Genomic DNA, 25,948 nt, shown 5'->3' on the forward strand with positions numbered 1-25,948 from the left:
ACAGATATTCAGCTTGTGACCGGAGAAGAGAGCGATTGCGGGTAGACGAGGATGAGTGTTTAATGTAGTCGTTATCGTTAAAGAAGAATAATAGTCATCGCAATAGAGCGATGTTGTGATAGAGCAAACAGATTAAGTTATCGAAGAATTATCCCGGCGGCGAGAGTGCGGTGGTCCCACCTGAATCCATTCCGAACTCAGAAGTGAAACGCTGTAATGCCGATGGTAGTGTGGGGTATCCCCATGTGAGAGTAGGGCACCGCCGGGTACAATTGAGATTAGAATTAAAATTGAAATTAAGATTAAAATTAGAAGAGTAGACAAGATATCCCCTGAGCAGAGCTTGGGGGATTTTTTATTGGGGTGGAACGATAAAAGATGAAAGATAAAAAATAAAAGGTAAAAAATAAAAGTGGTACAGGTGTCATAGGGCTGCAAACATCACAGATATTGTAGACATCACAAATATCGCGGGTATTACAAGCATCATAAACATCACAAAATAACTACCATAAGTGCCATAACTATCATATAAGCATTATCAGCACTGTAAGAACCATAAACATTGATACTAATACCAAGCCTCTCTCATATAGACTTGTATAACCAATCAACCAATCAACCAATCAACCAATCAACCAATCAACCAATCAACCAATCAACCAATCAACCAATCAACCAATCAACCAATCAACCAATCAACCAATCAACCAATCAACCAATCAACCAATCAACCAATCAACCAATCAATCAACCCCACTCTCCAATTTCCTTACTCCCTCTGAATGAACTTACCAACATAAAAACACCGGAAAAACTGACCGCACTTTCTGACGGTTTGTTGGTATGCGATTTCATTTTTGGCATGCAGGGGATGTTTGTTTTTGAGAAATAATAGTCTTTCAAATCTCATATAGTTCGAGTTCAAATTTAACGTTAACCTTATTAATCTTTTTGAGGAGATTAAAAATTAAGATTTGTTAATCAAGTTTTGTAACTTGATTAAAGTGTAAATCCTATTAAGTTTTGAGTTGTATGTTTTTTGTTCTCTAATATAATTACTTCCGTTTTTACGTTAAACAGGAATTTAATTATGAAAAAAATCTTTTTTAAATTGACCGCACTTGCACTCTCTACTTTTATTTTGAGCGCTTGTGGTGAGAAAATTTCGAGTGAAAAAGTGGAACAAACAAAGCCTAAAGTAATTTTCTTAGCTGGGGCGACGGGGGTGATTGGAGAGCCTTTAAGCAAAGCCTTGGTAGAAAAAGGGTATAAAGTTTATGGTACAACACGCAGTGAGAATAAGGCTAAAACTCTTGAAGAAATCGGGGTGACGCCGGTTGTTGTTGATGTTTTTAATGCACCGTTATTAGAAAAAGCTGTATTTGATGCCAAACCTGATGTCGTGATTAATGAGCTGTCTTCCTTACCAAAAGGGCTGAAGGAAGAAGAAATGGCAGAAGGTTTAAAACGTGATAGCAGAATTCGTATTGAAGGAACAAAAAATTTAGTCGCAGCTGCTGAGAAAGCGGGCGTGAAAAAATATATCGCTCAAAGTTTTATGTATTATGCACCAAGTGATAAAGCGGTAACAGAAGAGGGGGCATGGTATGACGAAAATGATGCGACTTATGGTGAGTCGATAAAATCGATCAAATCACTAGAAGCGCAGACGTTAGCAGGTAAATTTACACCCGTCATCTTACGCTATGGTTGGATCTACGGTGGTAAATCAGGCTTTGATATGGCACCGGAAGGTTATGCGGGAATTCATATTGATGCTTTGGTTGATGCCACGGTCCGAGCTGTCGAAGCAAATTTGAATGGGGTATATAATGTTGCAGAAGAGGGTCCGGTAGTGGATTCAAGCAAATTCAAAAAAGCCGTACCGGAATGGAAAGTAAAGTAAAATAAAATAATTTCTCTTTAACCTTATTGCTGAACCGCTCAATATCCTATGAGAGCCGGTTCAGCTGCCATTTTTATTTCACGATTTTATGAATAGCTTTTTTAAAAAACTTGTTGATGTTAAAGAGAATGAGGTCAAGGTATTGGTTTGGTCTTGGTTTTATGTGTTTGCTCTTTTTTTAGCCTATTATACCCTTCGCCCAATTCGTGATGAACTCGGGGCAGCAGGGGGTGTGAAATCCCTTCCTTGGCTTTTTTCCGGTACACTCGTTGCCATGTTGCTTGTTACGCCACTTTATGGCTATTTGGTGAAACGTTGGCCTCGTGAAAAATTTATCATGATTGCCTACCGTTTTTTATGTTGAACCTTGCCGTTTTCGCCTTCCTGATGGCAACCGCAAGCGGTGATATACTTGTATGGACCGGCCGTATTTTCTTTATTTGGGTATCGGTTTTTAATCTTTTTGTGGTTTCTGTATTTTGGTCATTAATGTCTGATGTGTTCACGACAGAACAAGGAAAACGCCTATTTGGTTTTTTAGCAACAGGAGCAACAATTGGGGGGATCACAGGCTCGGCTTTTGTTTCCTCTTTTGCCGCAACATTTAATCATTATATTTGGCTTGCTTTTTCCGTTTTACTGTTAGAAGTGAGTGTTTTTGCAACAAAACGTATCTCTGTTTTAGGCGCAAAAGAGGCACAAGACAATCATCATAATAAACCCATTGAGGGAAATATTTGGTCCGGTTTAATCCGTGTATTCCAATCTCCTTATTTACTCGGTATTTCTGCCTTTATTTTGCTTTATTCCATCACATCAACGGTGTTGTATTTCCAACAGGCCGACATTGTGAATGCGAATATCACAGATAAAGCGGAACGGACGGCATTTTTTGCCAATATTGATTTATGGGTAAATAGTCTAACCTTGCTTTTTCAATTAGGCTTAACAGGTCGATTGATGAAGTATTTTGGGATTGTTCCTGTATTAGCCATATTGCCATTACTCAGTGCTGGAAGTTTTGCCTTATTAGCAACCTATCCTAGTGTGATGGTTTTTGTTTTTGTTCAAGTTCTCAGACGGGTGAGTAATTTTGCATTTACCCGTCCGTCCCGTGAAGTGTTATTTACCCGTCTCAATCGTGAAGATCGTTATAAAGCTAAAAATGTAATTGATACATTAATTTATCGTTCAGGGGATCAAATTAGCTCTTGGGGCTATGCGGGTCTAACAGCCTTCGGATTAAGCCTAACAACAATTTCGTGGATAACCGTACCGATTTGTGGTGTTTGGTTTCTCTTAGCCCTTTGGTTAGCGAAAAAAGCGCAGCCTTACAAAAATTAAAAAACTTAAATAGAGTGGGGCGAGTTATTCGCCTCAAATTTAAACAACGTCCATTGATAATAAGGGCTACCGGCTTTTTGAATTCCCCCATAATTTTGCCATTCTGGATGATTGGGGGTATCCGGTAAACATTGCGTTTCTAATGCGATACCTGAAAAGTCGGTATATTCTCCGCCTTCTCTTGTTGGTGTGCCTGCAAGATAATTTCCCGTATAGACTTGTAACGCTGCTTGAGAAGTTCGGACTTCAAGCGTTAAATCCCCATTTGGCGAAATCAGCAAAACACAGGGTTTTTGCCAGGCTTTATTTACAATAAAAGAATGATCATAGCCTTTGGTTATTTTTTGCTCTTCTTGTAGAAAATCCTGTTTAATCGGTTTTAGCTGGCGAAAATCAAAACTCGTTCCAACAACATGTTTAAGAGGTGAATTGGGAATTCCTTCTCCATCTACCGGTAAATAAAAATCGGCATTGAGACGTAAATGATGTTCACGCACGTCCGAAGCCTGCACGGCATTTTCTAAGTTGAAATAGGCGTGGTTTGTGAGATTAAGAGCGGTATCTTTGTCACTTGTTCCTTCATATTCAATTTTCACCTCATTGTCTTCGGTGAGAGTGTAAGTTACTGCTACTTCAACATTGCCGGGAAAGCCTTGATCGCCATCAGGTGAAGAAAGGAAAAAACGAACCGAATTTTCACCGCACTTTTGCATTTCCCAACGGCGTTTATCAAAGCCTTCTCCTCCGTGAAGTTGATGTTCTCCTTGATTGGCCACCAGTTGGACTATCTCACCGTTTAATTCAAATTGTGCTTTGGCAATGCGGTTAGCATAACGCCCAACCGTTGTGCCTAAATAAGCTTGTTGAATGGGGTAATGTTCTATTTTACATCCTAATAAGACTTCTCGTAATTCCCCTTTGACAGGCACTTGGCAAGAAAGCCAAGTGGCTCCCCAATCCATTAATTGAATACGCATCCCTTTTTCATTTTGCAAAGAAATAAGCTGATAGGGCCTACCATCGGGTGCATTGAAGGTCGTTTTTTCTAGCATGATTTTCCTTAAAGGGTACGAACACCTTGCGATGCGGTGCAAACGTAAAATGTTTCTTTTAATCCTGTCGTTTTTTCGTAATTATCGGCAATAATCTGGCGTATTGCTTCTACTTTGTCATGAGGAGCAAGGGCAACAATACAACCCCCAAAGCCTCCGCCCGTCATTCTTGCTCCACCGGATTGGCCGATCACCAGCTGGGCTAGTTCGACCAAATAATCAATTTGTGGCACGGTAATTTCAAAATCATCACGCATTGAAGCATGGGATTGCCCCATTAATTCCCCTAATCGGGTTAAATTATTTTGGTTTAATGCGATGACCGCATCCAGTACCCGCTGATTTTCTGTCACGACATGGCGGGCCCGCTTTGCTACTAAAGGATCAAGTGCGGTCAATTTTTTCTCTTTTTCTTTAAATTGAGAAACGGAAACATCACGCAACGCTTTTACACCAAAAAATTCTGCGGCACGCTCACATTGTTGACGGCGGGTATTGTATTCACCGGTCACTAAATCATGGGGGACGTTAGAATTAACGATAATCACGGCAATGTCTTTCGGTATTGGTGTTGCTTTCGTTTCGAGGCTACGACAGTCGATCATCAAGAGGTGATCTTGAAGGCCCAATGCGGAAATGAGCTGATCCATATTGCCACAATTTGCGCCAACAAACCGGTTTTCTGCCTTTTGCCCAATCAAGGCAATATCCGTATGGGAAAGGGATAAATTCGACAATTGTTGGCAGAATTTGCCCACCGCCACCTCTAATGCGGCTGATGAGCTTAAACCGGAGGAAAGTGGGACATTGCCTGAAATCACTAAATTTGCCCCCTGTTTGAAATCAGGGCAACATTCTTGAATAAATTTCACCACGCCACGCACATAATTTGCCCATTTCTGAGGGCTTTTTTCTATTGTTTCATTAAGAGAAAATTCGTCCGTTTCATTTAAATCAGCCGCATAAACCTGCCAAATATGATCATCCCGTTTTGTTCCGCTAATTGCCGTACCAAAATTGATGGCACAAGGCATTACAAAGCCGTCATTATAGTCGGTATGTTCACCGATGATATTCACTCGCCCCGGTGCATAAACGGTAAGTGAAGGAGAAGTATGGTATTTTTGGCTGAAAATATGCTGTGATTGTTGGATTGGATCGGTCATATTATATCCTTTCATTTTCTTTATTTAGTATGGGTTGTTTCACGTTCTTTGTAATGAATTTCACTTAATGCACGCAATCTTTCTGCCGCTTGTTCAGCCGTTAAATCCCGCTGACTTTCTGCCAGCATTTCATAGCCCACCATAAATTTACGCACGGTTGCAGAGCGTAATAGTGGTGGGTAGAAGTGTCCATGAAGTTGCCAGTGGGCATTGTCTTCATCATTAAAAGGTGCTGCGTGAAATCCCATTGAATAAGGAAAGGAGGTTTCAAACAAATTGTCGTATTTCGTGGTTAATTTTTTCAATATCACTGCGAGATCTTTTGATTGTTCATCCGTTAATTCCGTTAAGCGTTTCACATGGTTTTTAGGAAGCAGCAGGGTTTCAAAAGGCCAAGCTGCCCAATAAGGGACAAGCGCCACCCAATGCGATGTTTCCACCACGATACGTTCTTTTAAGGCTAATTCACGTTCAACATAATCGACTAACATAACTGAACCGTATCGTTGGAAATAATCACGTTGGGTGCGATCTTCACGAGCGATTTCATTCGGTAAAAAACTGTTTGCCCAAATTTGCCCATGAGGATGAGGATTCGAACATCCCATAGTTTCGCCTTTGTTTTCAAAAATCTGCACCCATTGATATTTTTTACCCAGTTCTTGTAGCTGTGCTTGCCAAACTTTGATGACCTCTTCAATTTCAAGTGCGGTCAATAATGGCAAGGTTTTACTGTGATCCGGTGAAAAACAAATCACTCGGCTTTCACCACAGGCTTGTGAGCTTTGAAAAAGCGGATCATGAGATTGTTCCGGTGCGGGCGTGTCTTCTAAAAGTGCAGAGAAATCGTTTTTGAACACATAGGGTTTGTGATAATCAGGATTGCTCTCTCCGGTTATCCGCTTATTATTTGGGCAGAGATAACAAGTGGGATCATAATGAGGTTTTTGTGCTTCATTGATTTTTTCTTGCTGACCTTGCCATGGTCGCTTTGCCCGATGAGGGGAAATCAATATCCACTGGTCGGTGAGCGGATTATAGCGACGATGCGGATGATTCGTCGGTTCAAACACTTGCTTATTCATAATTTGACGTCCTCATTATTTTTATTAATTTGTAATCGATTACATTTTATAGGCTGTTAAGATACTCAACTTCATCAGAAAAAACCGTGATCAACCTCACAAAATCAAAATTAAGCCTGTGGATTTTGTGATCAGGGTTACAAAATGAAAAAGTAACCGTTTTCAAATTAGTGCGAAGTCTTTATGATAATGCCAGTTATTTGGAGAATATAATGATGAGTACTATTCATGATGTGGCCGAGCTTGCAAAGGTTTCTGTGGCAACGGTATCACGCGTATTAAATAATCATTCCTCTGTCAGTCCCAAAGCCCGGCTTGCCGTGCAGAATGCGATTTCACAATTAAACTATCAACCTAATGCCAATGCACAGGCACTGGCGGTACAAAATACCGATACGATTGGTGTGGTGGTGACGGATGTGACGGATGCTTTTTTTGCGATTTTGGTGAAAGCGGTAGACAAAGTGGCAGAGGCGCATCATAAAACGATTTTGATTGGTATCGGTTACCATCATGCGGAGAAAGAGCGTGAAGCGATTAATACCCTGTTGCGTAAACGTTGTAGTAGCTTGGTGGTTCATTCAAAGGCACTTTCCGATCAAGAATTGATTGATTATTTGAATAATGTAAAAGGCATGGTGATTATTAACCGTGTGATTAAGGGCTACGAACATCGTTGTGTGAGTTTAGATAATCAAAAAGGCACTTATATTGCAACGGAAATGTTGATTCGCCATGGTCATAAAAATATTGCTTATATTGGCTCAAACCATGCTATCTTCGATGAAGACGAACGCCGAACAGGTTACCTTGAAGCATTGAAAGCACATCATTATCCCATTGTCGAACATGCGATCACGCATAACTCACCGGATTTTGAAGGGGGCGAGCAAGCAATGATTGATTTGCTTAGCTATAACAAGGATTTAACCGCTGCCATTGCTTACAATGATTCTATGGCGGCAGGGGCGATTTCAGTATTAAATGAAAACAATATCAATGTACCTAGTCAGTTTTCGATTATTGGATTTGATGATATGCCGATTGCCCGTTATTTAATTCCTAAACTTACCACTATTCGTTATCCCATTGATTTAATGGCGAGTTATGCGGCTAATCTGGCATTGAGTTTGGTGGATCAAAAAGTGGAAACCCCGCCGGTTATTCAGTTTAATCCCACGTTAGTGCGTCGTTTTTCTGTTGAAACGGTCAGTTAAAATGTGATGGAAGTCACAAATTTCAATATTGTTTTGTAATCGTTTTCATTTATGTGAGTTTGATCACAGACTAAAAGGCGTTTTTTCAGTATGCTCGCTGACGAGTTGTAGAAGTAAATACATATTTTTGTTCACATCAACCTTCCAAGTAGGAGAGTTTTATGAAAAAAACAGCAGTATTAAGTGCAGTCGCATTGGCAATCGGTTTAAGTTCAGCAACAGCGGGTTATGCCGCAGATAACCGTATCGGTGTCACAATTTACAAATATGATGACAATTTTATGTCATTAATGCGTAAAGAAATCAATAAAGAAGCAGAGGCGTTAAAAGGTATTGAATTATTAATGAATGATTCTCAAAACGCCCAATCGATCCAAAATGACCAAGTGGATGTTTTACTTTCTAAAGGCGTGAAAGCGCTTGCAATTAACTTAGTCGACCCGGCCGCAGCACCGACCATTATCGGCAAAGCCAAACCGGATAACATTCCTGTGGTATTTTTCAATAAAGATCCGGGCCCAAAAGCGATTGGAAGTTATGAGCAAGCCTATTATGTGGGAACCGATCCAAAAGAATCCGGTATTATCCAAGGTGATTTAATCGCAAAACAATGGAAAGCAATGCCTGAATTAGATTTAAACAAAGACGGCAAAATCCAATTTGTTTTATTAAAAGGCGAACCGGGTCACCCTGATGCAGAAGCGCGTACCAAATATGTGATCGATCAATTAAATAAAGTGGGTATTCAAACTGAGCAACTTTTCATTGATACCGGTATGTGGGATGCGGCAATGGCGAAAGACAAAGTGGATGCTTGGTTATCTAGCTCAAAAGCCAATAGTATCGAAGTAATTATCTCCAACAATGACGGTATGGCATTAGGTGCTTTGGAAGCGACAAAAGCCCATGGCAAAAAACTCCCTATTTTTGGTGTAGATGCGTTACCTGAAGCCTTACAACTTATCAAAAAAGGTGAACTTGCCGGAACAGTACTCAATGACGGTGTTAACCAAGGGAAAGCGGTGGTGCAATTAGCCAACAATCTTGCCCAAGGTAAAGCCGCAACGGAAGGCACAAAATGGGAATTAAAAGATCGTGTTGTGCGTATTCCTTATGTTGGGGTAGATAAAGATAATCTGAATGAATTCTTAAAATAATAACGAATAATATAACCTTAGGGGAAGGGCATCTCTTCCCCGTTTTTAAATGAGGTTGATATGACGACTCAAAATTTAAGTCAAGATAGTGAAGTGCTACTCACTATGACGAATGTCAGTAAGTCCTTTCCCGGTGTAAAAGCCCTAGATAATGCAAATCTTACCGTCCATTCACATTCTGTTCATGCCTTGATGGGAGAAAATGGTGCGGGAAAATCCACATTATTAAAATGCTTATTTGGTATTTATGCGAAAGATGAGGGCGAAATTCTTTTTCTAGGGAAACCCGTTAATTTTAAAACATCAAAAGAAGCTCTTGAAAACGGTATTTCCATGGTGCACCAAGAGCTTAACTTGGTACGCCAAACCAGTGTGATGGATAACCTATGGCTTGGACGCTACCCTGTTAAAGGGCCCTTTATCGATCACGCTAAAATGTATCGGGATACCAAAGAAATTTTTGATGAATTGGATATTGATATCGATCCGAGAGAAAAGGTAGCGAAACTCTCTGTTTCTCAAATGCAGATGATTGAAATTGCAAAAGCCTTTTCCTATAACGCCAAAATCGTGATTATGGACGAACCCACTTCCTCTCTTTCTGAAAAAGAAGTGGAGCATCTGTTTAAAATCATTCAAAAACTAAAAGAAAGAGGTTGTGGCATCATTTATATTTCTCACAAAATGGATGAAATTTTCAAGATTTGTGACGAAATTACCATTCTACGCGATGGAAAATGGATTAACACGGTTTCAGTTAAAAATTCCACTATGGAAGAAATTGTGTCAATGATGGTGGGACGTGAGCTGACACAACGTTTTCCTGAAAGAACCAATGTACCAAAAGAAGTGGTACTAAAAGTTGAGCATTTAACCGCATTAAACCAGCCTTCTATTCAAGATATTTCTTTTGAATTGCGTAAAGGTGAAATTTTAGGCATTGCCGGTTTAGTCGGTGCGAAACGAACGGATATTGTCGAAGCCATTTTTGGTGTGCGAGAGCTAAAAAGTGGCACGATTAAGCTCAATGATAAAATTGTGAAAAATCGAACCGCACTTGAAGCCATTAATAACGGTTTTGCCTTGGTGACCGAAGAACGTCGTTCTACCGGTATCTATTCTAATCTCAGTATTGAATTTAATTCTTTGATTTCAAATATGAAGTCTTACCTTACCCCTTGGAAATTACTGAGCGATAAGAAAATGCGTAGTGATACGCAGTGGGTAATTGATGCAATGAATGTGAAAACGCCTTCACATAAAACCTCTATCGGCTCACTTTCAGGGGGAAATCAGCAGAAAGTCATCATTGGCCGTTGGTTACTTACCCAGCCGGAAGTGCTCATGCTCGATGAACCGACACGAGGTATCGACATTGGCGCAAAATTTGAAATTTATCAACTCATTCAAGAACTTGCCAAAAAAGACAAAGGTATCATTATGATATCTTCTGAAATGCCGGAGCTTTTAGGCACAACGGATCGTATTCTCGTCATGAGCAATGGCAGAATGGCGGGTATTGTAGAAACCGCAAAAACCTCTCAAGAAGAAATTTTGCAGTTAGCAGCGAAATATTTATAACAGAAAAGGAACGAATTATGAGTGCCTTAGACAAAAATAAATCCCTTGATCTCTTAAAACAAAATGCGATCTATTTTGTGTTGCTGATTTTGCTCGGCATCATCATTGCACAGGATCCTACATTTTTAAATTTAATGAATTTCAGTAATATCCTCACTCAATCCTCTGTACGTTTGATTATTGCGTTAGGGGTGGCAGGCTTATTGGTGACCCAAGGCACAGACTTATCTGCCGGTCGTCAAGTAGGGCTTGCGGCGGTGATTTCTGCAACCTTGTTGCAATCTATGGAAAATATGAATCGGGTTTTCCCTGATTTAGGCGAAATTCCTATTCCTGTTGTGATTTTGACGGTTTGTGCCGTTGGTGCGGTTATCGGCTTAGTGAATGGTTTGGTGATTGCTTATCTCAATGTTACCCCATTTATTGCTACAATGGGCACCATGATTATCGTCTATGGTTTCAACTCGCTTTATTATGATGCCGTAGGCGGCTCGCCAATTGCAGGATTTAACGAGAATTTCTCCGCTTTTGCACAAGGCTTCTTCCGATTTGGCAGTTTCAAACTCTCTTATATCACGATTTATGCCTCAATTGCGGCGTTCTTTGTCTGGGTAATGTGGAATAAAACCCGTTTCGGTAAAAACATCTTTGCAATTGGGGGAAACCCAGAGGCGGCTAAGGTTTCTGGGGTTAATGTGGCACGCAATCTTGTGGTGATCTATATTATTGCCGGGATGTTTTATGCTTTTGGTGGGATGTTAGAAGCAGGTCGTATCGGCTCGGCAACGAACAACTTAGGTTTTATGTATGAATTGGATGCGATTGCCGCTTGTGTGGTGGGAGGCGTATCATTTGCCGGTGGTGTAGGTACGGTAATTGGGGTGGTCACCGGGGTGATTATTTTCACCGTCATCAATTATGGATTAACCTATATCGGCGTTAACCCTTACTGGCAATATATTATTAAAGGAAGCATTATTATCCTCGCCGTTGCTATTGACTCCTTAAAATATGCGAAGAAAAAATAATAGAAGTAGATAAAATAATCAAGTTATCACAAAAAAATCCACCCATCGTTTGATGAAGGTGGATTTTTTTGTTCTCTTATTTTTGTGATTTCGTTGATCTTTTTCAATCCTACTGGCTGATTGTATGAGGTATTTTCACAGATATTGGAAAATTCTCTATGAAAATCGACCGCACTTTTATCCTTTCAAATTCCGATAAGTCAGAAAATAATAAGCCAGTGCGGCAATGATGACACAAGCGCCCATTGTCAATAGCATTGGGGCTGCGGTGTCCATTTTCATGGTGGCGACCAAACTCCCCATTACCGCACCGGTGGCAAAACGCACACTTCCTACCAAGGAGTTGGCGGTGCCGGACATGGTGGGGAATTTTTCTAAAATAGAGGCCATAGCATTAGAGGAAATCAGCGGATTTTGCCCAACGAAGAAAGCCACACCGATTGCCATCGCCCAAAAACCGAAATCAAAAAGTGCGGTTAAAATAAGCCACATTCCCGATAAAAATTGAATACTTAACCCAATACGAAGCATGGTTTCCGCCCCAAGTTTGGTGACAAACCGTCCGTTAAGGAAAGAGGCAAAAGTCATAATGGCGATATTCAGCATAAAGAAATAACCGAATTGATCCACCGGAATGCCATAAATCCCGATATACACAATAGAGCCTGCCGTGACAAAGGCAAATAATCCGCCAAATCCGAACGATGCGGTGAACATATAGCCCAGCACTTCTTTTTGCTTCCATAGGCTGATAAAGTTTCGAGCAATAATGTTCAAACGTAGGGGAATGCGATTTTCTTTTTTGTGGGTTTCGGGAATAATAAAAAATACCAGTAGGGCAGATAATGCGCCCATTAGGGCAATGACATAAAAAATCGCATGCCAATGAAAATATTTGACAATATAACCACCGATAATGGGCGCAATCAAAGGGGCAATCATAAATACCAAGGTGATGGTGGACATCACTTTTGAGAGTTCATTTTTGCTAAATAAATCTCGTAATAATGCGCCTGAAAGCACCACTGGTGCGGCACCAAAGAAACCTTGCACAAAACGAAGTACGGTGAAATTTCCAATCGCATTGATTTCTGTTAGCACCAAAGCGGTGATAGCACCAATAATCACCCCCAGCAAAATGATGGGTTTCCGTCCAAAGCTATCGCCGAAAGGCCCCCAAAATAATTGTCCGAACGCCATGCCATAGGCAAAGGCTGTGAGGGTATGTTGAACTTGTTCCGGACTAATTTTCAGATCTTTGGCAATTTCTAAAAAAGCGGGCAGATACATATCCACACCAAAAGGCGGCAACATGGATAATATGCCGAGGGTGACAATGAAGATAAAAGTCGGTTTAATGGTTTTACTCATTTTAGCTTCCCAGACTAGCAATTTCTTCAGGGGTGAGAGCGCGATATTCCCCTTCTTCTAGGTTTTCGTCTAAGATCACAGCGCCGATTTTCCAACGGTGTAATGCCTCCACTTTATTGCCAAGGGCGGCAAACATTCGTTTTACTTGGTGATAGCGCCCTTCCGAAATGGTGAGATTCACATTGTAATCATCTAAAATTTCAAGTTTTGCGGGTTTGGTGGGTGTTTTTTCTCCCCGTAACAAAATCCCCTCTTCAAAGGTTTGGGCATAATGCGCTTCAACCGGATCAGCCAAGGTGACCAAATAGGTTTTTTCACAATGATGTTTAGGTGAGGTGATACGGTGCGACCATTGTCCGTCATCGGTGAGTAAAACCAGTCCGGTGGTATCCACATCTAAACGTCCGGCACTGTGTAATTTCCCCGCCAGAGGATAATCAAAAAATTGATAAATGGTCGGATAGTCGCCATCCTCATTGGAACAAATATAACCTTGTGGTTTGTTCAACATAAAATATTGTCCGCTGTCCAGCCAAGTGAGCAAGGTTTCTTCAAAGTAAATCTCATCCTCTTGGGTGATTTTACGGGCGCTGTTTTTTTCAATTTCACCATTAATTTTGACCGCACTTTGGCGAATGGCTTTGGTGGCTTGAGAGCGGGTTAAACCGGTATTTTCGGCAATGAATTTATCTAATCGCATAAGGCATTCTCTTGCTTGAAATTGAGGTATTTTAAAGCATTTATATTGCTATCATGAATTGGCTTGGTTAAACCAAGCGACATAATCAAATTGATCATAATATTTCCTGCCATTCCAGCCTGAAAAGGCAAATAAATCGCCCACTTGATTTTGCTGTTCAAACCCTTTGATATAAAACGCACTGCGTAGCTCAGGATAAGGTTTGTGGGTGAAAACCACCTTGTTTTTAAAAGGAAGTTGATCAAATGCCACCAGATCGTCATAGGCAATGCCTTCAGCCCCGTCTTTATCGGTCATCATAATAAATAAATTATCCGGATTAATCCGAGCAGAACGGATTTGCCACTTTTCAGCGGCTTCTTGGGCATTGTGATAATGCATAAAATGAATACAGATATCCGCCAATTTAGCGACAGGATAGGCTTTATCTGTGGCGATAAATTCAAGGGATTGCAGCTGATAAAAATCGATATTTTGCAAATAACGAATAAAGTCTTTCGGGCTGATATAAAGATTAACAAAAGGCGAATTAAAGGGTTGGTTGAGATCGTGCAAAATAAATGCACCGACACAATTGGCAGAAAGCACGCTCATTCCCTGATTGGTTAAGCGTAATTTTAATTGATGATTGAGCGATTTTCTTTGTAATCGGTTGACGATATTTTTGACTTTTGAACGACACATACTTCCTCCTAAACTGCTTATCCTATCCTTTTTGGGATGCCGAATTCAATCAATAAATTTTGTAACCGATTTGTAAAAATTTGCGGTTCATCACAAATTTGAAGAATGAAAGCGAGTATAATCAGGCAATTTTTTCGATTTGGTTCTTAATGAACCAAATTCTGTATTACCACAACGGAGTATTGATATGAGCGAACAATTACGCCAAGCAGCATTGGATTTCCACGAATTTCCTATTCCCGGAAAAATTGAAGTCACCCCAACCAAATCATTGGCAACCCAACGTGATTTAGCCTTAGCTTATTCTCCCGGTGTGGCAGAACCCTGTTTAGAAATTGAAAAAGATCCCTTAGCCTCTTATAAATATACCGCAAGGGGTAATTTGGTGGCGGTGATTTCAAACGGTACAGCGGTGCTTGGATTAGGCAATATTGGTGCACTTGCCGGTAAACCGGTGATGGAAGGCAAAGGCGTATTATTTAAAAAATTCGCCGGTATCAATGTTTTTGATATTGAGGTGAATGAACATGATCCAGATAAATTAGTGGATATTATTGCTTCTCTTGAACCCACTTTTGGCGGGATCAATCTTGAAGATATTAAAGCACCGGAATGTTTCTATATTGAACAAAAACTGCGTGAACGAATGAATATTCCGGTTTTCCACGACGATCAACATGGCACGGCGATTATTAGTGCGGCGGCGATTATTAATTCACTTCGCATTATTGGTAAAAAAATTGAAGAGGTTCGTCTTGTGGCTTCCGGTGCCGGAGCCGCTTCAATTGCCTGTTTGAATTTATTGCTTTCCCTCGGAATGAAACGTGAAAATATCACGATTTGTGATTCAAAAGGGGTAGTTTATAAAAATCGTGGCGATCGCATGGATAAAACAAAAGAAGATTACGCCATTGAAGATAATGGTTGGCGTAGCCTTGCTGATGCTATTCCGAATGCGGATATTTTCCTTGGCTGTTCCGCAGCCGGCGCATTAACACAGGATATGGTCAAAACCATGGCGGCACACCCGATTATTCTTGCCCTTGCCAACCCTAATCCGGAAATTACGCCACCGGAAGCCAAAGCGGTACGTCCTGATGCCATTGTTTGTACCGGTCGCTCTGACTATCCAAACCAAGTTAATAACGTGCTTTGTTTCCCATTTATTTTCCGTGGGGCGTTAGATGTGGGGGCTACCACTATTAATGAAGAGATGAAACGTGCGGCAGTTTATGCCATTGCAGATTTAGCCTTAGAAGAACAAAATGAAGTGGTCACTTCAGCCTATGGTGGTGAAGGGGCAACATTCGGTGCGGATTATGTGATTCCACGTCCTTTTGATCCACGTTTGATTGTTCGTATTGCCCCTGCTGTGGCAAAAGCGGCAATGGATTCCGGGGTGGCGACACGCCCTATTTCAGACTGGAATGAATATAGTGAAAAATTGACGCAATTTGTTTATAAAACCAGTTTATTTATGCGTCCAATTTTTAGCCAAGCCAAATCGGCAAAACAACGCATTATTCTTGCTGAGGGCGAAGAAACCAAAGCCCTACATGCGGTACAAGAAGTGGTTTCTATGGAGCTTGCCTCACCGATTTTAATTGGTCGTAAAGCAGTGATTGAGGAAAAAATCAAAAAACTGGGTTTACGCTTGGAAGTCGGGGTAAACGTTGAAGTGGTGGATAATGAAAATAATCCACGTTATGAAGAATGTTGGAAATATTATTACCAACTCACCAAGCGCAAAGGCATCACCCCTGCCATTGCTAAACGTGTTGTGCGTTCAAATACCACGGTGTTGGCTTCTGTATTGGTGAATTTAGGCTATGCGGACGGATTAGTCTGTGGCCTGTTTGGTTCTTATGGTAAACATTTAGATTCTATTAGAGATATTATTGGCTTAAAAGAAGGCGTAAAAACCGTCGCGGCGTTAAATAGCCTTGTGTTGCCAAGTGGTAATGTTTTCTTAACGGATACCCATGTTAATGATGACCCAAGTGCCGAGGAATTAGCGGAAATTACCTTAATGGCGGCAGATGAAGTGCATCGTTTTGGTATTGAACCGGCAGTCGCCTTGCTTTCTCATTCCAATTTTGGCTCATCAAATACCCTTGGCGCACCAAAAGTGCGTGAAGCCTTGAAAAGGGTGCAAGAACATCATCCACAGTTAATGATTGATGGTGAAATGAGAGGGGATATTGCACTCTGTGCTGCACAACGCACAGAAGTGATGCCGGATAGCCCGTTAAAAGGTTCGGCAAACTTGCTTGTGTTCCCGAATTTAAGTGCCGCACGCATTAGTTATAGTTTATTGCGGGGCACTACCACGGCAGTGACCGTAGGGCCTATTTTGATGGGAATGAACAAATCAGCCCATATCTTAAACCCGAGTGCTTCTGTTCGCCGCATCATTAATATGGTGGCGTACGCGGCAGTAAAAGCCCAACAAGACTGATTTTATTCAGTTCAAAAGTGCGGTTAAAATGCTTAATGTTTTTTCGGTATTATGTAGCAGTTGCACAAAAGCCAAATTTCTTGTCTGATATGGGTAAGTTCTTTCCTCTCGCCCGCTTGCGGGAGAGAGACCGACGGAAATTGCGTTCGGCAATTTTCGTCAGAGAGAGGGAATTCGATGTAAATTTCCCCCCTCTCCCTCCGAAAATTCTACGAATTTTCTCCACCCTCTCCCGTAAACGGGCGAGGGGACTGAGAAGTATGCTCCATAATTTGTGCATTTGCTACATAATGTCGTGTTTTTGGCCGCACTTTTATTTTTATTTATCGGTTATTTATTCGCCAAAATCAAGGCCCTTGTAGGGGCAGGGTAACCTTCAATGGTTTTGCTGTGATCTTTAGGATCTAAAAAATCAATCAGACTTTCGTTTTCTAACCAATCGGTTTTACGCTGTTCTTCCAAGGTCGTTGGTGCAACATCAACACAGCGCACGTTGGAAAAGCCCACTTTTTCCAACCAGAGAATGAGTGCCGCAACGGAAGGAATGAAATAGACATTTTTCATTTTGGCGTAGCGATCTGCGGGGACAAGAACCGTATGGGCATCGCCCTCTACCACGAGGGTTTCCAGCACCAATTCCCCGCCTTTTTTCAATTGATTTTTGAGTTGGGTGAGATGGTCAAGGGGCGATTTTCGGTGATATAACACCCCCATTGAAAACACCGTATCAAATGCGCCGAGAGGTTGCATTTGTTCTATGCCGAGCGGAATAAGGTTGACACGGCGATCATTATTAAGGAGTTTACGAACCGCTTCAAATTGGCAAAGGAAAAGTTCGGTCGGATCAATACCCACCACCATTTTGGCACCTTCCCCCAACATTCGCCACATATGGTAACCACTGCCGCAGCCCACATCTAAAATGAGGCGATCTTTTAAGGGTGCAAGATGAGGCAATACACGCTGCCATTTAAAATCGGAACGCCACTCGCAATCAATATGAATTCCAAACAAATGATAAGGCCCTTTTCGCCATGGCATAAGCTGTTTTAAATGGTGGATAATACGCTGTTTTTCACCTTCTGAGAGGGGCAAAGTGCGGTCAGATTTTACGGCGTTTTTTAAATCGATACTTTCTGCCTGTAAATCAGGTAAAAAATCCACAATTTTTGACCATTTCCCATAATCACCATGGGTTTGTTTTTCCCATTCTTTTAATTGAAGAGGGAGCGTTTCAAGCCAATCAGAAAGTGGGCTTGTAGCAAGTTGTTGATAAAAAGGGCGAAAATCGATCATTTTGCTTCCTTATAAGCTTTTTCAGCCTGATTGAAGGTGTCTAAAATCTGTGCTTTGGGTTTGGCAGAAAGGAGAGAAACGATAACAATCGTCAGGCTGCTGAGGGCAAACCCCGGGATCATTTCATAAAGCTTAAACCAAGGATTTTCAGCAGGAATAAGGGCTTTCCAAGAGAAGACGGTGAGTGCGCCGATAATCATTCCGGCCATGGCGGCAGAAGCGGTCATTCGCCGCCAAAATAATGAAAACAAGATCACCGGCCCAAATGCGCTACCAAACCCTGCCCAAGCGAATTCAACGAGTTTTAGCACCTTGTTGTTTTCATCTTGCGCAATCCAAATAGCAATCGCTGCGATCACCAGCACCATCGCCCGACCAAGCCAAACCAATTCTTTTTCAGAGGCTTTTGGACGAATAAAGCCTTTGTAAAAATCCTCGGTAATCGAACTGGAGGAGATTAATAACTGTGCACTGAGGGTACTCATCACCGCCGCTAAAATCGCTGAAAGTAAAATGCCACTGATCCAAGGGTTGAATAATAATTTGGCTAATTCAATGAAAACTTGTTCTGGTTCATGGTTGACCGTGCCGGCAATATCGGGATTGGCGAAGAAATAAGGAATGGCAAAAAAACCAATTCCAATCGCACCGGCAAGACAGAGGATCATCCATGTCATACTGATTTGGCGGGCTTTAATAAGAGATTTCACTGAATAGGCTGCCATAAAGCGTGCCAAAATATGGGGTTGTCCAAAATAGCCTAATCCCCAAGCCGCAAGGCTTAATAAGCCTATGGCTGTCGTGCCATTAAATAATTGAGTGAAATTTTTATTTGCTGCCAGTTCTGCTTGTGTTAAAGCGAGAGAAAATTGGTTGAGATCACCAAGGCTGAATAACACAAAAATGGGGGTGAGAATGAGGGCAAAAATCATCAGGGTCGCTTGAATAGTATCTGTCCAGCTGACCGCTAAGAACCCGCCAATAAAGGTATAGGCAATGGTGGCGGCGGCGCCGAACCAAAGTGCGGTTGAATATTCCATCGAAAATAAATTTTGGAACAATTTTGCCCCTGCCACCACGCCAGAGGCACAATAAATGGTGAAGAAAACCAAAATAATGCTTGCGGAGAGGATTTTTAAACCTTTATTTTCCGCTCCAAAACGATGATGAAAATATTCAGGTAGGGTCAGGGCATTATGGTTAAATTCCGTATAAACCCGTAATCTGCCCGCCACTAAACGCCAGTTGAAATAGGCGCCGATAATTAAACCAATGGCAATCCATCCTTCCACTAATCCTGATAAATACACTGCACCGGGTAAACCCATTAATAGCCAACCCGACATATCGGATGCGCCGGCTGACATGGCGGTGACAAAGCTGCCTAAACGGCGTCCCCCTAAAATATAATCGGATAAATTATTCGTATAATAGTAAGCCAATACACCGATAAGGAGCATACCGAAAATATAGATCGTAAATGTGATGAGTGTTGGGTCAAAACCAAACATCAAAATAACCCCAGAATAGATGGAAAATTTGAGAAAGGGCGCATTTTACCCTATTATGCAATCTCTTAAAACAAGATTCAGAGAACACAGAATGGATGCCGTAGAATTATTAATGAATGTCACACCCAACGAAACACGCATTGCCTTAATGGAAATGGGCGTATTGAAAGAAGTCCATATAGAACGCCAAGCAAAGCGGGGGATTGTGGGGAATATTTATAAAGGCCGAGTGATGCGGGTATTGCCCGGTATGCAGTCTGCATTTGTCGATATCGGTTTGGAAAAAGCGGCATTTTTACATGCTTCAGATATTGTTTCTCACACCGAATGTGTTGATGAAAACGAGCAAAAACAATTTAAAGTAAAAAGTATTTCAGAATTGGTTCGGGAAGGACAGGATATTGTGGTGCAAGTCGTGAAAGATCCCCTTGGCACCAAAGGGGCAAGGCTTACCACGGATATTACCTTACCCTCCCGCTATCTTGTATTTATGCCGGAAAACAGCCATGTGGGCGTATCACAACGTATCGAAAGTGAAGAAGAACGGGCACGCCTTAAAGCTTTGGTCGAACCCTTTTGTGATGATTTAGGCGGTTTTATTATTCGTACGGCAACAGAGGGTGCGATGGAAGAAGAGTTGCGACAAGATGCGGAATTTCTCAAACGGCTATGGCGAAAAGTCTTAGAACGCAAAGCGAAATATCCTGCTCGCTCGAAAATTTATGGTGAACCGGCTTTGCCACAACGCATTTTGCGGGATTTTATTGGTACAAGATTGGAGAAAATCCGTATTGATTCCCACCTGTGTTTTAACGAAGTCAAAGAGTTCACCGATGAATTTATGCCGGAATTAAGTGAAAAACTGGTGCTTTATTCGGGAAACCAACCGCTCTTTGATGTGTTCGGCGTGGAAAATAGTATTCAACAAGCCTTAGATAAACGCGTGAATTTAAAATCAGGCGGTTATTTGATTATCGAACAAACGGAAGCGATGACAACAATTGACATTAACACCGGTGCATTTGTAGGCCATCGTGATTTGGAAGAAACCATTTTCAACACCAATATTGAAGCCACCAAAGCCATTGCCCAACAACTTCAGCTACGCAATCTTGGGGGTATTATTGTGATTGATTTTATTGATATGCACCTAGAGGATCATCGAACCCGTGTGCTGGAATCCTTACAAGATGCACTAGCCCATGATCGAGTTAAAACTAATGTGAACGGTTTCACTCAGCTGGGGTTGGTGGAAATGACGCGTAAGCGAACCAGAGAAAGCCTTGAGCATATTTTGTGTGATGAATGTCCAACCTGCCATGGGCGAGGGCAAGTGAAAACCGTAGAAACGGTTTGTTATGAAATTATGCGGGAAATTATCCGCGTTTTTCATTTGTTCAGTAGTGAACAGTTTGTGGTTTATGCCTCACCGTCAGTGGCAGAGTATTTGATCAATGAAGAATCTCATGGGCTACTGCCTGAAGTGCAAATGTTTATCGGTAAACAGGTTCAGGTGAAAACCGAGCCTTACTATAGCCAAGAGCAGTTTGATGTGGTGGTGATGTAAGTAAAAGTGCGGTCAAACAGGATGATAAGGATTGTAATAGGGGCATCATCGCCCCTATTTTTTTATATTATTGTGGTGAGCTTAATCGCCATTCACCTTGCGGGAAAATCGCCAGTTGTTGTGAATGGAAGGATTTCAGTGTGGAGCGGTGTCCTACGCTAATGATCGTCATTTGAGGCAGTTCGGCTTTTAATAGGCGATACATGGCTTCTTCTAACCCTTCATCCAGGCTGGCAGTGGCTTCATCTAAAAAGGCTACTTTAGGCTTATGCAATAATAATCGGGCAAATGCTAAACGCTGTTGTTCCCCAAGAGAAAGAATACGCGTCCAATCTTGCGTTTGGGTTAAGCGTTCTACTAAATGACCCAGAAAGACTTGTCGTAACATCTCTTCTGCCAAAGTGCGGTCGATTTCTGCTTCGTTTTTAGGATAAGCCAAGGCTGTGAGCAAACTGCCTTGTGGTAAATAGGGCTTTTGTGAGAGAAACAGTGCTTCTTGAGGACAATAAATTTTGCCTAAAGAAAAAGACCAAAGCCCGGCGGCAGTACGCAATAGCGTCGTTTTTCCCACCCCTGAATTTCCTTGAATTAACAGACTTGACCCTGCCGGTAAGCGGAGGTTGAGATCTTCAATGAGCGTTTTCCCGAAAGGATTTTTAATGCTTAAATGCTCGAAAATGACCTCATTTTCAGTAGGGTAAATGGCGGTTTGAGATTCTCGGTTTGCCATATCAATGGCATAAGTAAAGCCGGTTAAACGATCAAGGGTCGCTTTATAACCGGCGAAGTTATCATAGGTGTTACGGAAGAAAGATAAATTGGCATGCAATTTGCCAAACACCTGTAATGTTTGCATTAAATCGCCCAATTTGATTTGTTTTTCAAAATAGCGTCCTACTTGAATTAACAGAGGAAAGACCACAGAGGTTTGACTAACAATTAAATTGAACCCTGAGAATTTTAACATTCTAAATACAATATCCCACATATTGCCGATAACGGCACGGAATTGGCGATAAAGTTGATGATGTTCCACTTTTTCGCCGGCATAAAATGCGATGCTCTCGGCATATTCTTTAATGCGAATAAGGGAATAACGATAGTTTGCGTTTAATCGTTCATTGGCAAAATTGAGGTGGATTAATGGTCGCCCGAGCCAAAATGCAATTAATGTGGTTAAGATGACATAACCAAACACTAAAAAGACCATCATATGCGGAATTTCTTTCCCTAATATCATCATTGGACCAGCCAATCCCCATAACAAAACGGTATAGGAAATAATGGAGGTGACCGCATCAATCACGCCGGTGCTAAGTGAAAGGGTGGTTTTAACATAAGATTGAATGTCTTGCTGAATGCGTTGATCCGGGTTGTCTAAATTGGCAGATAAATATTGCGTTTTGTAATAGGCACGGTTTGCCATCCATTTACCAACAAGTTCATCATTGAGCCAACTAATCCAATCAATCACAAAACGTTGTTCTATGTAATAGCTGATTAAAGAGGTGGAAACAGCACTGGCTGCGATCACACAAAACAAGCCCATTTGTTGCCAAAAAATCGGTTCATTAAATTCTTGTAATGAGGTGTACATGTTGTTGTACCACTCAGAATGGACTAACCCAATACGCACGCTGACTAAGGTCAGTGCCACGATCAATAAGAAAAATAAGAGCGGTTTAATACTTCGCTTAGGCGAAAGATAGCCGCCGGCAAACAGCCAAAATTGTTTCCCCCAGTGAGTGAAACGTACTAATAGAAAAATGCCGAAACTAAATACTACGGCCGTTATTGTTAGGGTTTTTAAAATCCATAGGAGTGAGGTAATCGCCTCTTGTCCGTAATCCATAAAAGTATCCGTAAATAAATCCTATTATGTTGCTTTTGTCCAATCTTATTAACTTTATTGGTGTGGCGATGCCTTGCGTTTGACATCATCGGGGAAAAAACAAAGTGCGGTCATTTTAGGTGGAGTTTGTGATTAAGCAAGAAAAAAATGTGATTAAGTTATCATTTTTTGAGTTTGATTAAGTTTTCAAAAAATCAAGTTGTTATAATCCTTTTTAGTTAAATTTAGTTTATGAGGTCATCATGAGTGAAATTGCAATCACGATTAGTCTCCTTGCCCTTGTCGCCGTTATTGGTTTGTGGATAGGGCATTGGAAGATTAAAGGGGTCGGGCTAGGCATCGGCGGTGTGTTATTTGGTGGGATTATTGTGGCCCACTTTACGAACCAATATGGTTTAGCCCTTAATGAGCATACCCTACATTTTGTTCAGGAATTCGGCTTGATTTTGTTTGTTTATACCATTGGGATTCAGGTCGGGCCGGGTTTTTTTGCTTCTTTACGCCAATCGGGGCTAAAGCTTAATGGGCTGGCAATTTTAATTGTGCTGATAGGGTCGTTATCCGTTTTTATTTTACATAAAGCCGCTGATGTACCTTTGGATATCGCCTTAGGTATTTATTCCGGCGCGGTAACCAATACCCCCTCTTTAGGGGCAGGTCAGCAAATTTTGACTGAATTGGGGATGCCACAGGCCACTGCAACCATGGGGATCGCCTATGCGATGGCTTATCCTTTCGGGATCTGTGGCATTTTGCTCGCTATGTGGCTTATTCGTTTGTTTTTTAGAATTAAAATTGATGAAGAAGCCCAACGGTTTAATAAGGAAAGTGGGCAAGATAAAGAAAGCTTGCACACGATTTCTGTGAAAGTGATCAATCGCAATTTAGAGGGCATTAAACTTGTCGAGATCCCGGGCTTTGATGATGAACATGTGGTCTGTTCCCGTTTAAAACGGGGAGAAGAGGTTATCGTCCCTAAAGCGGAAACGGAAATTCATCTTGATGACATTTTACATTTGGTGGGGGATGAGCATGCCTTGAAAAAAATGCACTTGGTGATTGGTGATGAAGTGGATACACCGGTGATTTCCAGTGGCGGCGAAATCCGAGCCGAAAGGGTGGTGGTCACCAATGAGAAAGTGTTAGGGAAAAAAATTCGTTCACTTCATATTCATCAAAAATATGGGGTCGTGATTTCCCGTTTAAATCGGACAGGTGTGGAATTGGTGCCAAGTGGAAATACTTCACTTCAATTTGGTGATGTATTACATATGGTGGGGCGTACCGATGTGCTGGATAAAGCCATTTCGATTATTGGTAATGCCCAACAAAAACTTCAGCATGTGCAGATGCTACCGGTTTTTCTCGGGATAGGGTTAGGGGTTTTATTAGGCTCTATTCCTTTTTATATTCCGGGCTTCCCTGTTGCTCTTAAACTGGGGTTAGCCGGTGGGCCGCTAGTGGTGGCATTAATTCTTGCAAGAATTGGTAGCATTGGGAAACTTTATTGGTTTATGCCGCCCAGTGCAAACCTTGCTTTGCGTGAAATAGGTATCGTACTTTTCCTTGCCGTGGTGGGGTTAAAATCCGGGGGGAATTTTGTGGATACTCTAGTGAATGGCGCGGGGCTTGAGTGGATGGGCTATGGCATGTTTATCACCTTCGTACCACTCATGATTGTTGGCGTGCTGGCTCGTCTTTATGCCAAACTGAATTATCTGAGTATTTGTGGGCTACTGGCCGGTTCAATGACCGATCCTCCTGCTCTTGCTTTTGCCAATGAAATAAAAGAAGACAATGGGGCGGCTTCACTTTCTTATGCCACAGTGTATCCGTTAGTGATGTTTTTAAGGATTATTTCACCCCAGTTATTGGCGGTATTACTTTGGGTGGCTTAAGGAAAGCGTTAGAGCAATAAAAAATGGGTTGGTATTTTTGATACCAACCCATTTTGCTTGGAAAAGTGCGGTCATTTTTGAGATTGTTTTTACTTCACAAGCCCACCGCTGGCTTGAAGATCAGCATGATAAGAGGAGCGAACAAATGGCCCGCAAGCGGCATGTTCAAAGCCCATGGCATTCGCCTTTTCACGGAATTCATCAAATTCCTCAGGCGGTACATAACGTGCAACGGGCAGGTGATGGCGGCTTGGTTGTAAATATTGGCCTAAAGTCAGCATCGTCACTCCGTTATCACGCAGATCTTGCATCACCGCTAAAATTTCTTCATTGGTTTCACCCAGTCCCACCATCAAACCGGATTTGGTTGGAATATGCGGGAACATTTCCTTAAATTCACGCAGGAGTTTAAGCGACCACGCATAATCGGCCCCCGGACGAATTTCTTTATATAAACGAGGCACATTTTCTAAATTATGGTTAAAGACATCAGGTGGATTGTCTTTTAATTTTTCCAATGCTTGGGAAATGCGACCTCGGAAATCAGGCACTAAAATTTCAATTTTAATTCCCGGATTTAATGCCCGAACTTCTTTTACACATTCGGCGAAATGCCCGGCACCACGATCGGCTAAATCGTCCCGATCCACTGAGGTGATTACCACATATTTTAGTTTCATATCTTGGATGGTTTCAGCCAGTTTGCGAGGCTCTTGTGGATCAGGAGGCAAAGGTTTTCCGTGAGCCACATCGCAGAAAGGGCAACGACGGGTACAAATTGCCCCTAAAATCATAAAGGTAGCTGTACCGTGGTTAAAACATTCGTGTAAATTAGGGCAAGAGGCCTCTTCACAGACAGAATGTAAGCCGTGGCGACGCATTCCATTTTTGATACGATCAATTTTGACAGAACTAGCCGGTAGCTTGATTTTCATCCACTCCGGTTTTTTTAGTAATTCTTGGTTTGGATCGATATTTTTAACGGGAATAATGGAGGTTTTGGCTGCATCACGATATTTGACGCCCCGTTCCATTTTAAATGGCGTTGACATGATTTCTTTCCTAAAGAAAA

Annotated in this window: 21 protein-coding genes and 1 rRNA gene; 12 read left to right on the top strand and 10 right to left on the bottom strand. The window is 41.6% G+C overall.

Annotation, left to right across the window (positions count from 1 at the left end; all coding sequences use genetic code 11):
- The first annotated feature begins 152 nt into the window (after positions 1–152).
- The 5 genes from rrf (at position 153) to BKK48_RS00260 (ending at position 3,253) form a co-directional block, all read left to right on the top strand.
- Positions 153–268 (top strand): 5S ribosomal RNA (gene rrf / locus BKK48_RS00245).
- 330 nt (positions 269–598) lie between these two features.
- Entirely contained in the window at positions 599–895 is a 297-nt protein-coding gene (locus BKK48_RS10105; RefSeq protein ID WP_279625930.1) for a PT domain-containing protein, read from the top strand.
- Between the two features lie 198 nt (positions 896–1,093).
- The gene (locus BKK48_RS00255) at positions 1,094–1,909 is read left to right on the top strand and encodes an NAD-dependent epimerase/dehydratase family protein (RefSeq protein WP_077426226.1); all 816 of its coding nucleotides are present in this window, start codon (positions 1,094–1,096) and stop codon (positions 1,907–1,909) included.
- Positions 1,910–1,997: 88 nt separating this feature from the next.
- Positions 1,998–2,273 carry a hypothetical protein gene (locus BKK48_RS09995; RefSeq protein WP_208604168.1) on the top strand — a complete coding sequence of 92 codons (276 nt, stop codon included), beginning with the start codon at positions 1,998–2,000 and terminating at the stop codon, positions 2,271–2,273.
- Complete coding sequence (locus BKK48_RS00260) at positions 2,267–3,253, top strand: NTP/NDP exchange transporter (protein WP_208604169.1); 987 nt, start codon at positions 2,267–2,269, stop codon at positions 3,251–3,253. The genes BKK48_RS09995 and BKK48_RS00260 overlap by 7 nt, the downstream gene beginning before the upstream one ends.
- A 5-nt stretch (positions 3,254–3,258) precedes the next feature.
- Here the strand turns inward: BKK48_RS00260 and galM are convergent, their stop codons facing one another.
- The 3 genes from galM to galT are packed head-to-tail and all read right to left on the bottom strand — an operon-like array spanning position 3,259 to position 6,556.
- Positions 3,259–4,305, bottom strand: a complete 1,047-nt coding sequence (galM, locus tag BKK48_RS00265) for a galactose-1-epimerase (protein WP_077426227.1) — start codon at positions 4,303–4,305, stop codon at positions 3,259–3,261.
- 8 nt (positions 4,306–4,313) lie between these two features.
- Positions 4,314–5,471: a galactokinase gene (gene galK, locus BKK48_RS00270; RefSeq protein WP_077426228.1), complete on the bottom strand. Its 1,158-nt coding sequence runs from the start codon at positions 5,469–5,471 to the stop codon at positions 4,314–4,316.
- Between the two features lie 20 nt (positions 5,472–5,491).
- Positions 5,492–6,556: a galactose-1-phosphate uridylyltransferase gene (gene galT / locus BKK48_RS00275; protein ID WP_077426229.1), complete on the bottom strand. Its 1,065-nt coding sequence runs from the start codon at positions 6,554–6,556 to the stop codon at positions 5,492–5,494.
- A 215-nt stretch (positions 6,557–6,771) separates the two neighbouring features.
- Here galT and BKK48_RS00280 point away from each other — a divergent pair, with 215 nt between their 5' ends.
- From BKK48_RS00280 to mglC, 4 genes are all read left to right on the top strand, one after another.
- A complete protein-coding gene (locus tag BKK48_RS00280; protein ID WP_077426278.1) occupies positions 6,772–7,773 on the top strand; it encodes a substrate-binding domain-containing protein in 1,002 nt (333 codons plus the stop codon).
- Between the two features lie 161 nt (positions 7,774–7,934).
- Positions 7,935–8,930 (top strand): galactose/glucose ABC transporter substrate-binding protein MglB, encoded by a 996-nt coding sequence (gene mglB, locus BKK48_RS00285; RefSeq protein WP_077426230.1) that lies wholly within the window; start codon positions 7,935–7,937, stop codon positions 8,928–8,930.
- A gap of 60 nt (positions 8,931–8,990) precedes the next feature.
- Entirely contained in the window at positions 8,991–10,511 is a 1,521-nt protein-coding gene (mglA, locus tag BKK48_RS00290; RefSeq protein ID WP_077415059.1) for a galactose/methyl galactoside ABC transporter ATP-binding protein MglA, read from the top strand.
- Between the two features lie 17 nt (positions 10,512–10,528).
- On the top strand, positions 10,529–11,539 hold the full coding sequence (gene mglC, locus BKK48_RS00295; protein WP_077415057.1) for a galactose/methyl galactoside ABC transporter permease MglC: 1,011 nt from the start codon (positions 10,529–10,531) through the stop codon (positions 11,537–11,539).
- A gap of 177 nt (positions 11,540–11,716) precedes the next feature.
- Here the strand turns inward: mglC and BKK48_RS00300 are convergent, their stop codons facing one another.
- Genes BKK48_RS00300 through BKK48_RS00310 form a run of 3 tightly spaced genes read right to left on the bottom strand, consistent with a single transcriptional unit; the run spans position 11,717 to position 14,294 of the window.
- Positions 11,717–12,910, bottom strand: coding sequence for a Bcr/CflA family multidrug efflux MFS transporter (locus BKK48_RS00300; RefSeq protein WP_077426231.1), 1,194 nt, complete (start codon positions 12,908–12,910; stop codon positions 11,717–11,719).
- 1 nt (position 12,911) lies between these two features.
- Complete coding sequence (gene rsuA / locus BKK48_RS00305) at positions 12,912–13,610, bottom strand: 16S rRNA pseudouridine(516) synthase RsuA (protein ID WP_077426232.1); 699 nt, start codon at positions 13,608–13,610, stop codon at positions 12,912–12,914.
- A gap of 51 nt (positions 13,611–13,661) precedes the next feature.
- Positions 13,662–14,294 carry a DUF1919 domain-containing protein gene (locus tag BKK48_RS00310; RefSeq protein WP_077426233.1) on the bottom strand — a complete coding sequence of 211 codons (633 nt, stop codon included), beginning with the start codon at positions 14,292–14,294 and terminating at the stop codon, positions 13,662–13,664.
- A gap of 187 nt (positions 14,295–14,481) precedes the next feature.
- On the opposite strand from BKK48_RS00310, the gene BKK48_RS00315 reads away from it, so the two are divergent.
- Positions 14,482–16,752 (top strand): NADP-dependent malic enzyme, encoded by a 2,271-nt coding sequence (locus BKK48_RS00315; RefSeq protein WP_077426234.1) that lies wholly within the window; start codon positions 14,482–14,484, stop codon positions 16,750–16,752.
- 330 nt (positions 16,753–17,082) lie between these two features.
- Here the strand turns inward: BKK48_RS00315 and cmoB are convergent, their stop codons facing one another.
- Both cmoB and putP read right to left on the bottom strand, forming a co-directional pair.
- Positions 17,083–18,048 (bottom strand): tRNA 5-methoxyuridine(34)/uridine 5-oxyacetic acid(34) synthase CmoB, encoded by a 966-nt coding sequence (gene cmoB, locus BKK48_RS00320; protein WP_077426235.1) that lies wholly within the window; start codon positions 18,046–18,048, stop codon positions 17,083–17,085.
- Entirely contained in the window at positions 18,045–19,559 is a 1,515-nt protein-coding gene (gene putP, locus BKK48_RS00325) for a sodium/proline symporter PutP (RefSeq protein ID WP_077426236.1), read from the bottom strand. Before putP ends, cmoB begins: the two co-directional genes overlap by 4 nt.
- Before the next feature lie 91 nt (positions 19,560–19,650).
- Here putP and rng point away from each other — a divergent pair, with 91 nt between their 5' ends.
- Positions 19,651–21,126 carry a ribonuclease G gene (rng, locus tag BKK48_RS00330; RefSeq protein WP_077426237.1) on the top strand — a complete coding sequence of 492 codons (1,476 nt, stop codon included), beginning with the start codon at positions 19,651–19,653 and terminating at the stop codon, positions 21,124–21,126.
- Positions 21,127–21,193: 67 nt separating this feature from the next.
- Here the strand turns inward: rng and BKK48_RS00335 are convergent, their stop codons facing one another.
- Positions 21,194–22,978, bottom strand: a complete 1,785-nt coding sequence (locus BKK48_RS00335) for an ABC transporter ATP-binding protein/permease (RefSeq protein WP_077426238.1) — start codon at positions 22,976–22,978, stop codon at positions 21,194–21,196.
- Positions 22,979–23,220: 242 nt separating this feature from the next.
- Between BKK48_RS00335 and BKK48_RS00340 the strand changes: the two genes are divergently transcribed.
- The gene (locus tag BKK48_RS00340; protein WP_077426239.1) at positions 23,221–24,876 is read left to right on the top strand and encodes a putative transporter; all 1,656 of its coding nucleotides are present in this window, start codon (positions 23,221–23,223) and stop codon (positions 24,874–24,876) included.
- A gap of 89 nt (positions 24,877–24,965) precedes the next feature.
- Here the strand turns inward: BKK48_RS00340 and lipA are convergent, their stop codons facing one another.
- Complete coding sequence (gene lipA / locus BKK48_RS00345; protein ID WP_077426240.1) at positions 24,966–25,928, bottom strand: lipoyl synthase; 963 nt, start codon at positions 25,926–25,928, stop codon at positions 24,966–24,968.
- Positions 25,929–25,948 lie beyond the last annotated feature (20 nt).

Origin of the sequence: Rodentibacter heidelbergensis (assembly GCF_002000125.1) — a bacterium.
Taxonomy (GTDB): domain Bacteria; phylum Pseudomonadota; class Gammaproteobacteria; order Enterobacterales; family Pasteurellaceae; genus Rodentibacter; species Rodentibacter heidelbergensis.

Bases quoted from the DNA above. Each gene is read 5' to 3' on its own strand.
- lipA (WP_077426240.1), bottom strand. From the start codon at position 25,928: ATGTCAACGCCATTTAAAATGGAACGGGGCGTCAAATATCGTGATGCA.
- BKK48_RS00315 (WP_077426234.1), top strand. From the start codon at position 14,482: ATGAGCGAACAATTACGCCAAGCAGCATTGGATTTCCACGAATTTCCT.
- putP (WP_077426236.1), bottom strand. From the start codon at position 19,559: ATGTTTGGTTTTGACCCAACACTCATCACATTTACGATCTATATTTTC.
- mglA (WP_077415059.1), top strand. From the start codon at position 8,991: ATGACGACTCAAAATTTAAGTCAAGATAGTGAAGTGCTACTCACTATG.
- galK (WP_077426228.1), bottom strand. From the start codon at position 5,471: ATGACCGATCCAATCCAACAATCACAGCATATTTTCAGCCAAAAATAC.
- BKK48_RS00255 (WP_077426226.1), top strand. From the start codon at position 1,094: ATGAAAAAAATCTTTTTTAAATTGACCGCACTTGCACTCTCTACTTTT.
- rsuA (WP_077426232.1), bottom strand. From the start codon at position 13,610: ATGCGATTAGATAAATTCATTGCCGAAAATACCGGTTTAACCCGCTCT.
- cmoB (WP_077426235.1), bottom strand. From the start codon at position 18,048: ATGATCGATTTTCGCCCTTTTTATCAACAACTTGCTACAAGCCCACTT.
- rng (WP_077426237.1), top strand. From the start codon at position 19,651: ATGGATGCCGTAGAATTATTAATGAATGTCACACCCAACGAAACACGC.
- BKK48_RS09995 (WP_208604168.1), top strand. From the start codon at position 1,998: ATGAATAGCTTTTTTAAAAAACTTGTTGATGTTAAAGAGAATGAGGTC.
- BKK48_RS00335 (WP_077426238.1), bottom strand. From the start codon at position 22,978: ATGGATTACGGACAAGAGGCGATTACCTCACTCCTATGGATTTTAAAA.
- BKK48_RS00340 (WP_077426239.1), top strand. From the start codon at position 23,221: ATGAGTGAAATTGCAATCACGATTAGTCTCCTTGCCCTTGTCGCCGTT.
- mglB (WP_077426230.1), top strand. From the start codon at position 7,935: ATGAAAAAAACAGCAGTATTAAGTGCAGTCGCATTGGCAATCGGTTTA.
- BKK48_RS00280 (WP_077426278.1), top strand. From the start codon at position 6,772: ATGAGTACTATTCATGATGTGGCCGAGCTTGCAAAGGTTTCTGTGGCA.
- BKK48_RS00300 (WP_077426231.1), bottom strand. From the start codon at position 12,910: ATGAGTAAAACCATTAAACCGACTTTTATCTTCATTGTCACCCTCGGC.
- galM (WP_077426227.1), bottom strand. From the start codon at position 4,305: ATGCTAGAAAAAACGACCTTCAATGCACCCGATGGTAGGCCCTATCAG.
- mglC (WP_077415057.1), top strand. From the start codon at position 10,529: ATGAGTGCCTTAGACAAAAATAAATCCCTTGATCTCTTAAAACAAAAT.
- galT (WP_077426229.1), bottom strand. From the start codon at position 6,556: ATGAATAAGCAAGTGTTTGAACCGACGAATCATCCGCATCGTCGCTAT.
- BKK48_RS00310 (WP_077426233.1), bottom strand. From the start codon at position 14,294: ATGTGTCGTTCAAAAGTCAAAAATATCGTCAACCGATTACAAAGAAAA.
- BKK48_RS00260 (WP_208604169.1), top strand. From the start codon at position 2,267: ATGTTGAACCTTGCCGTTTTCGCCTTCCTGATGGCAACCGCAAGCGGT.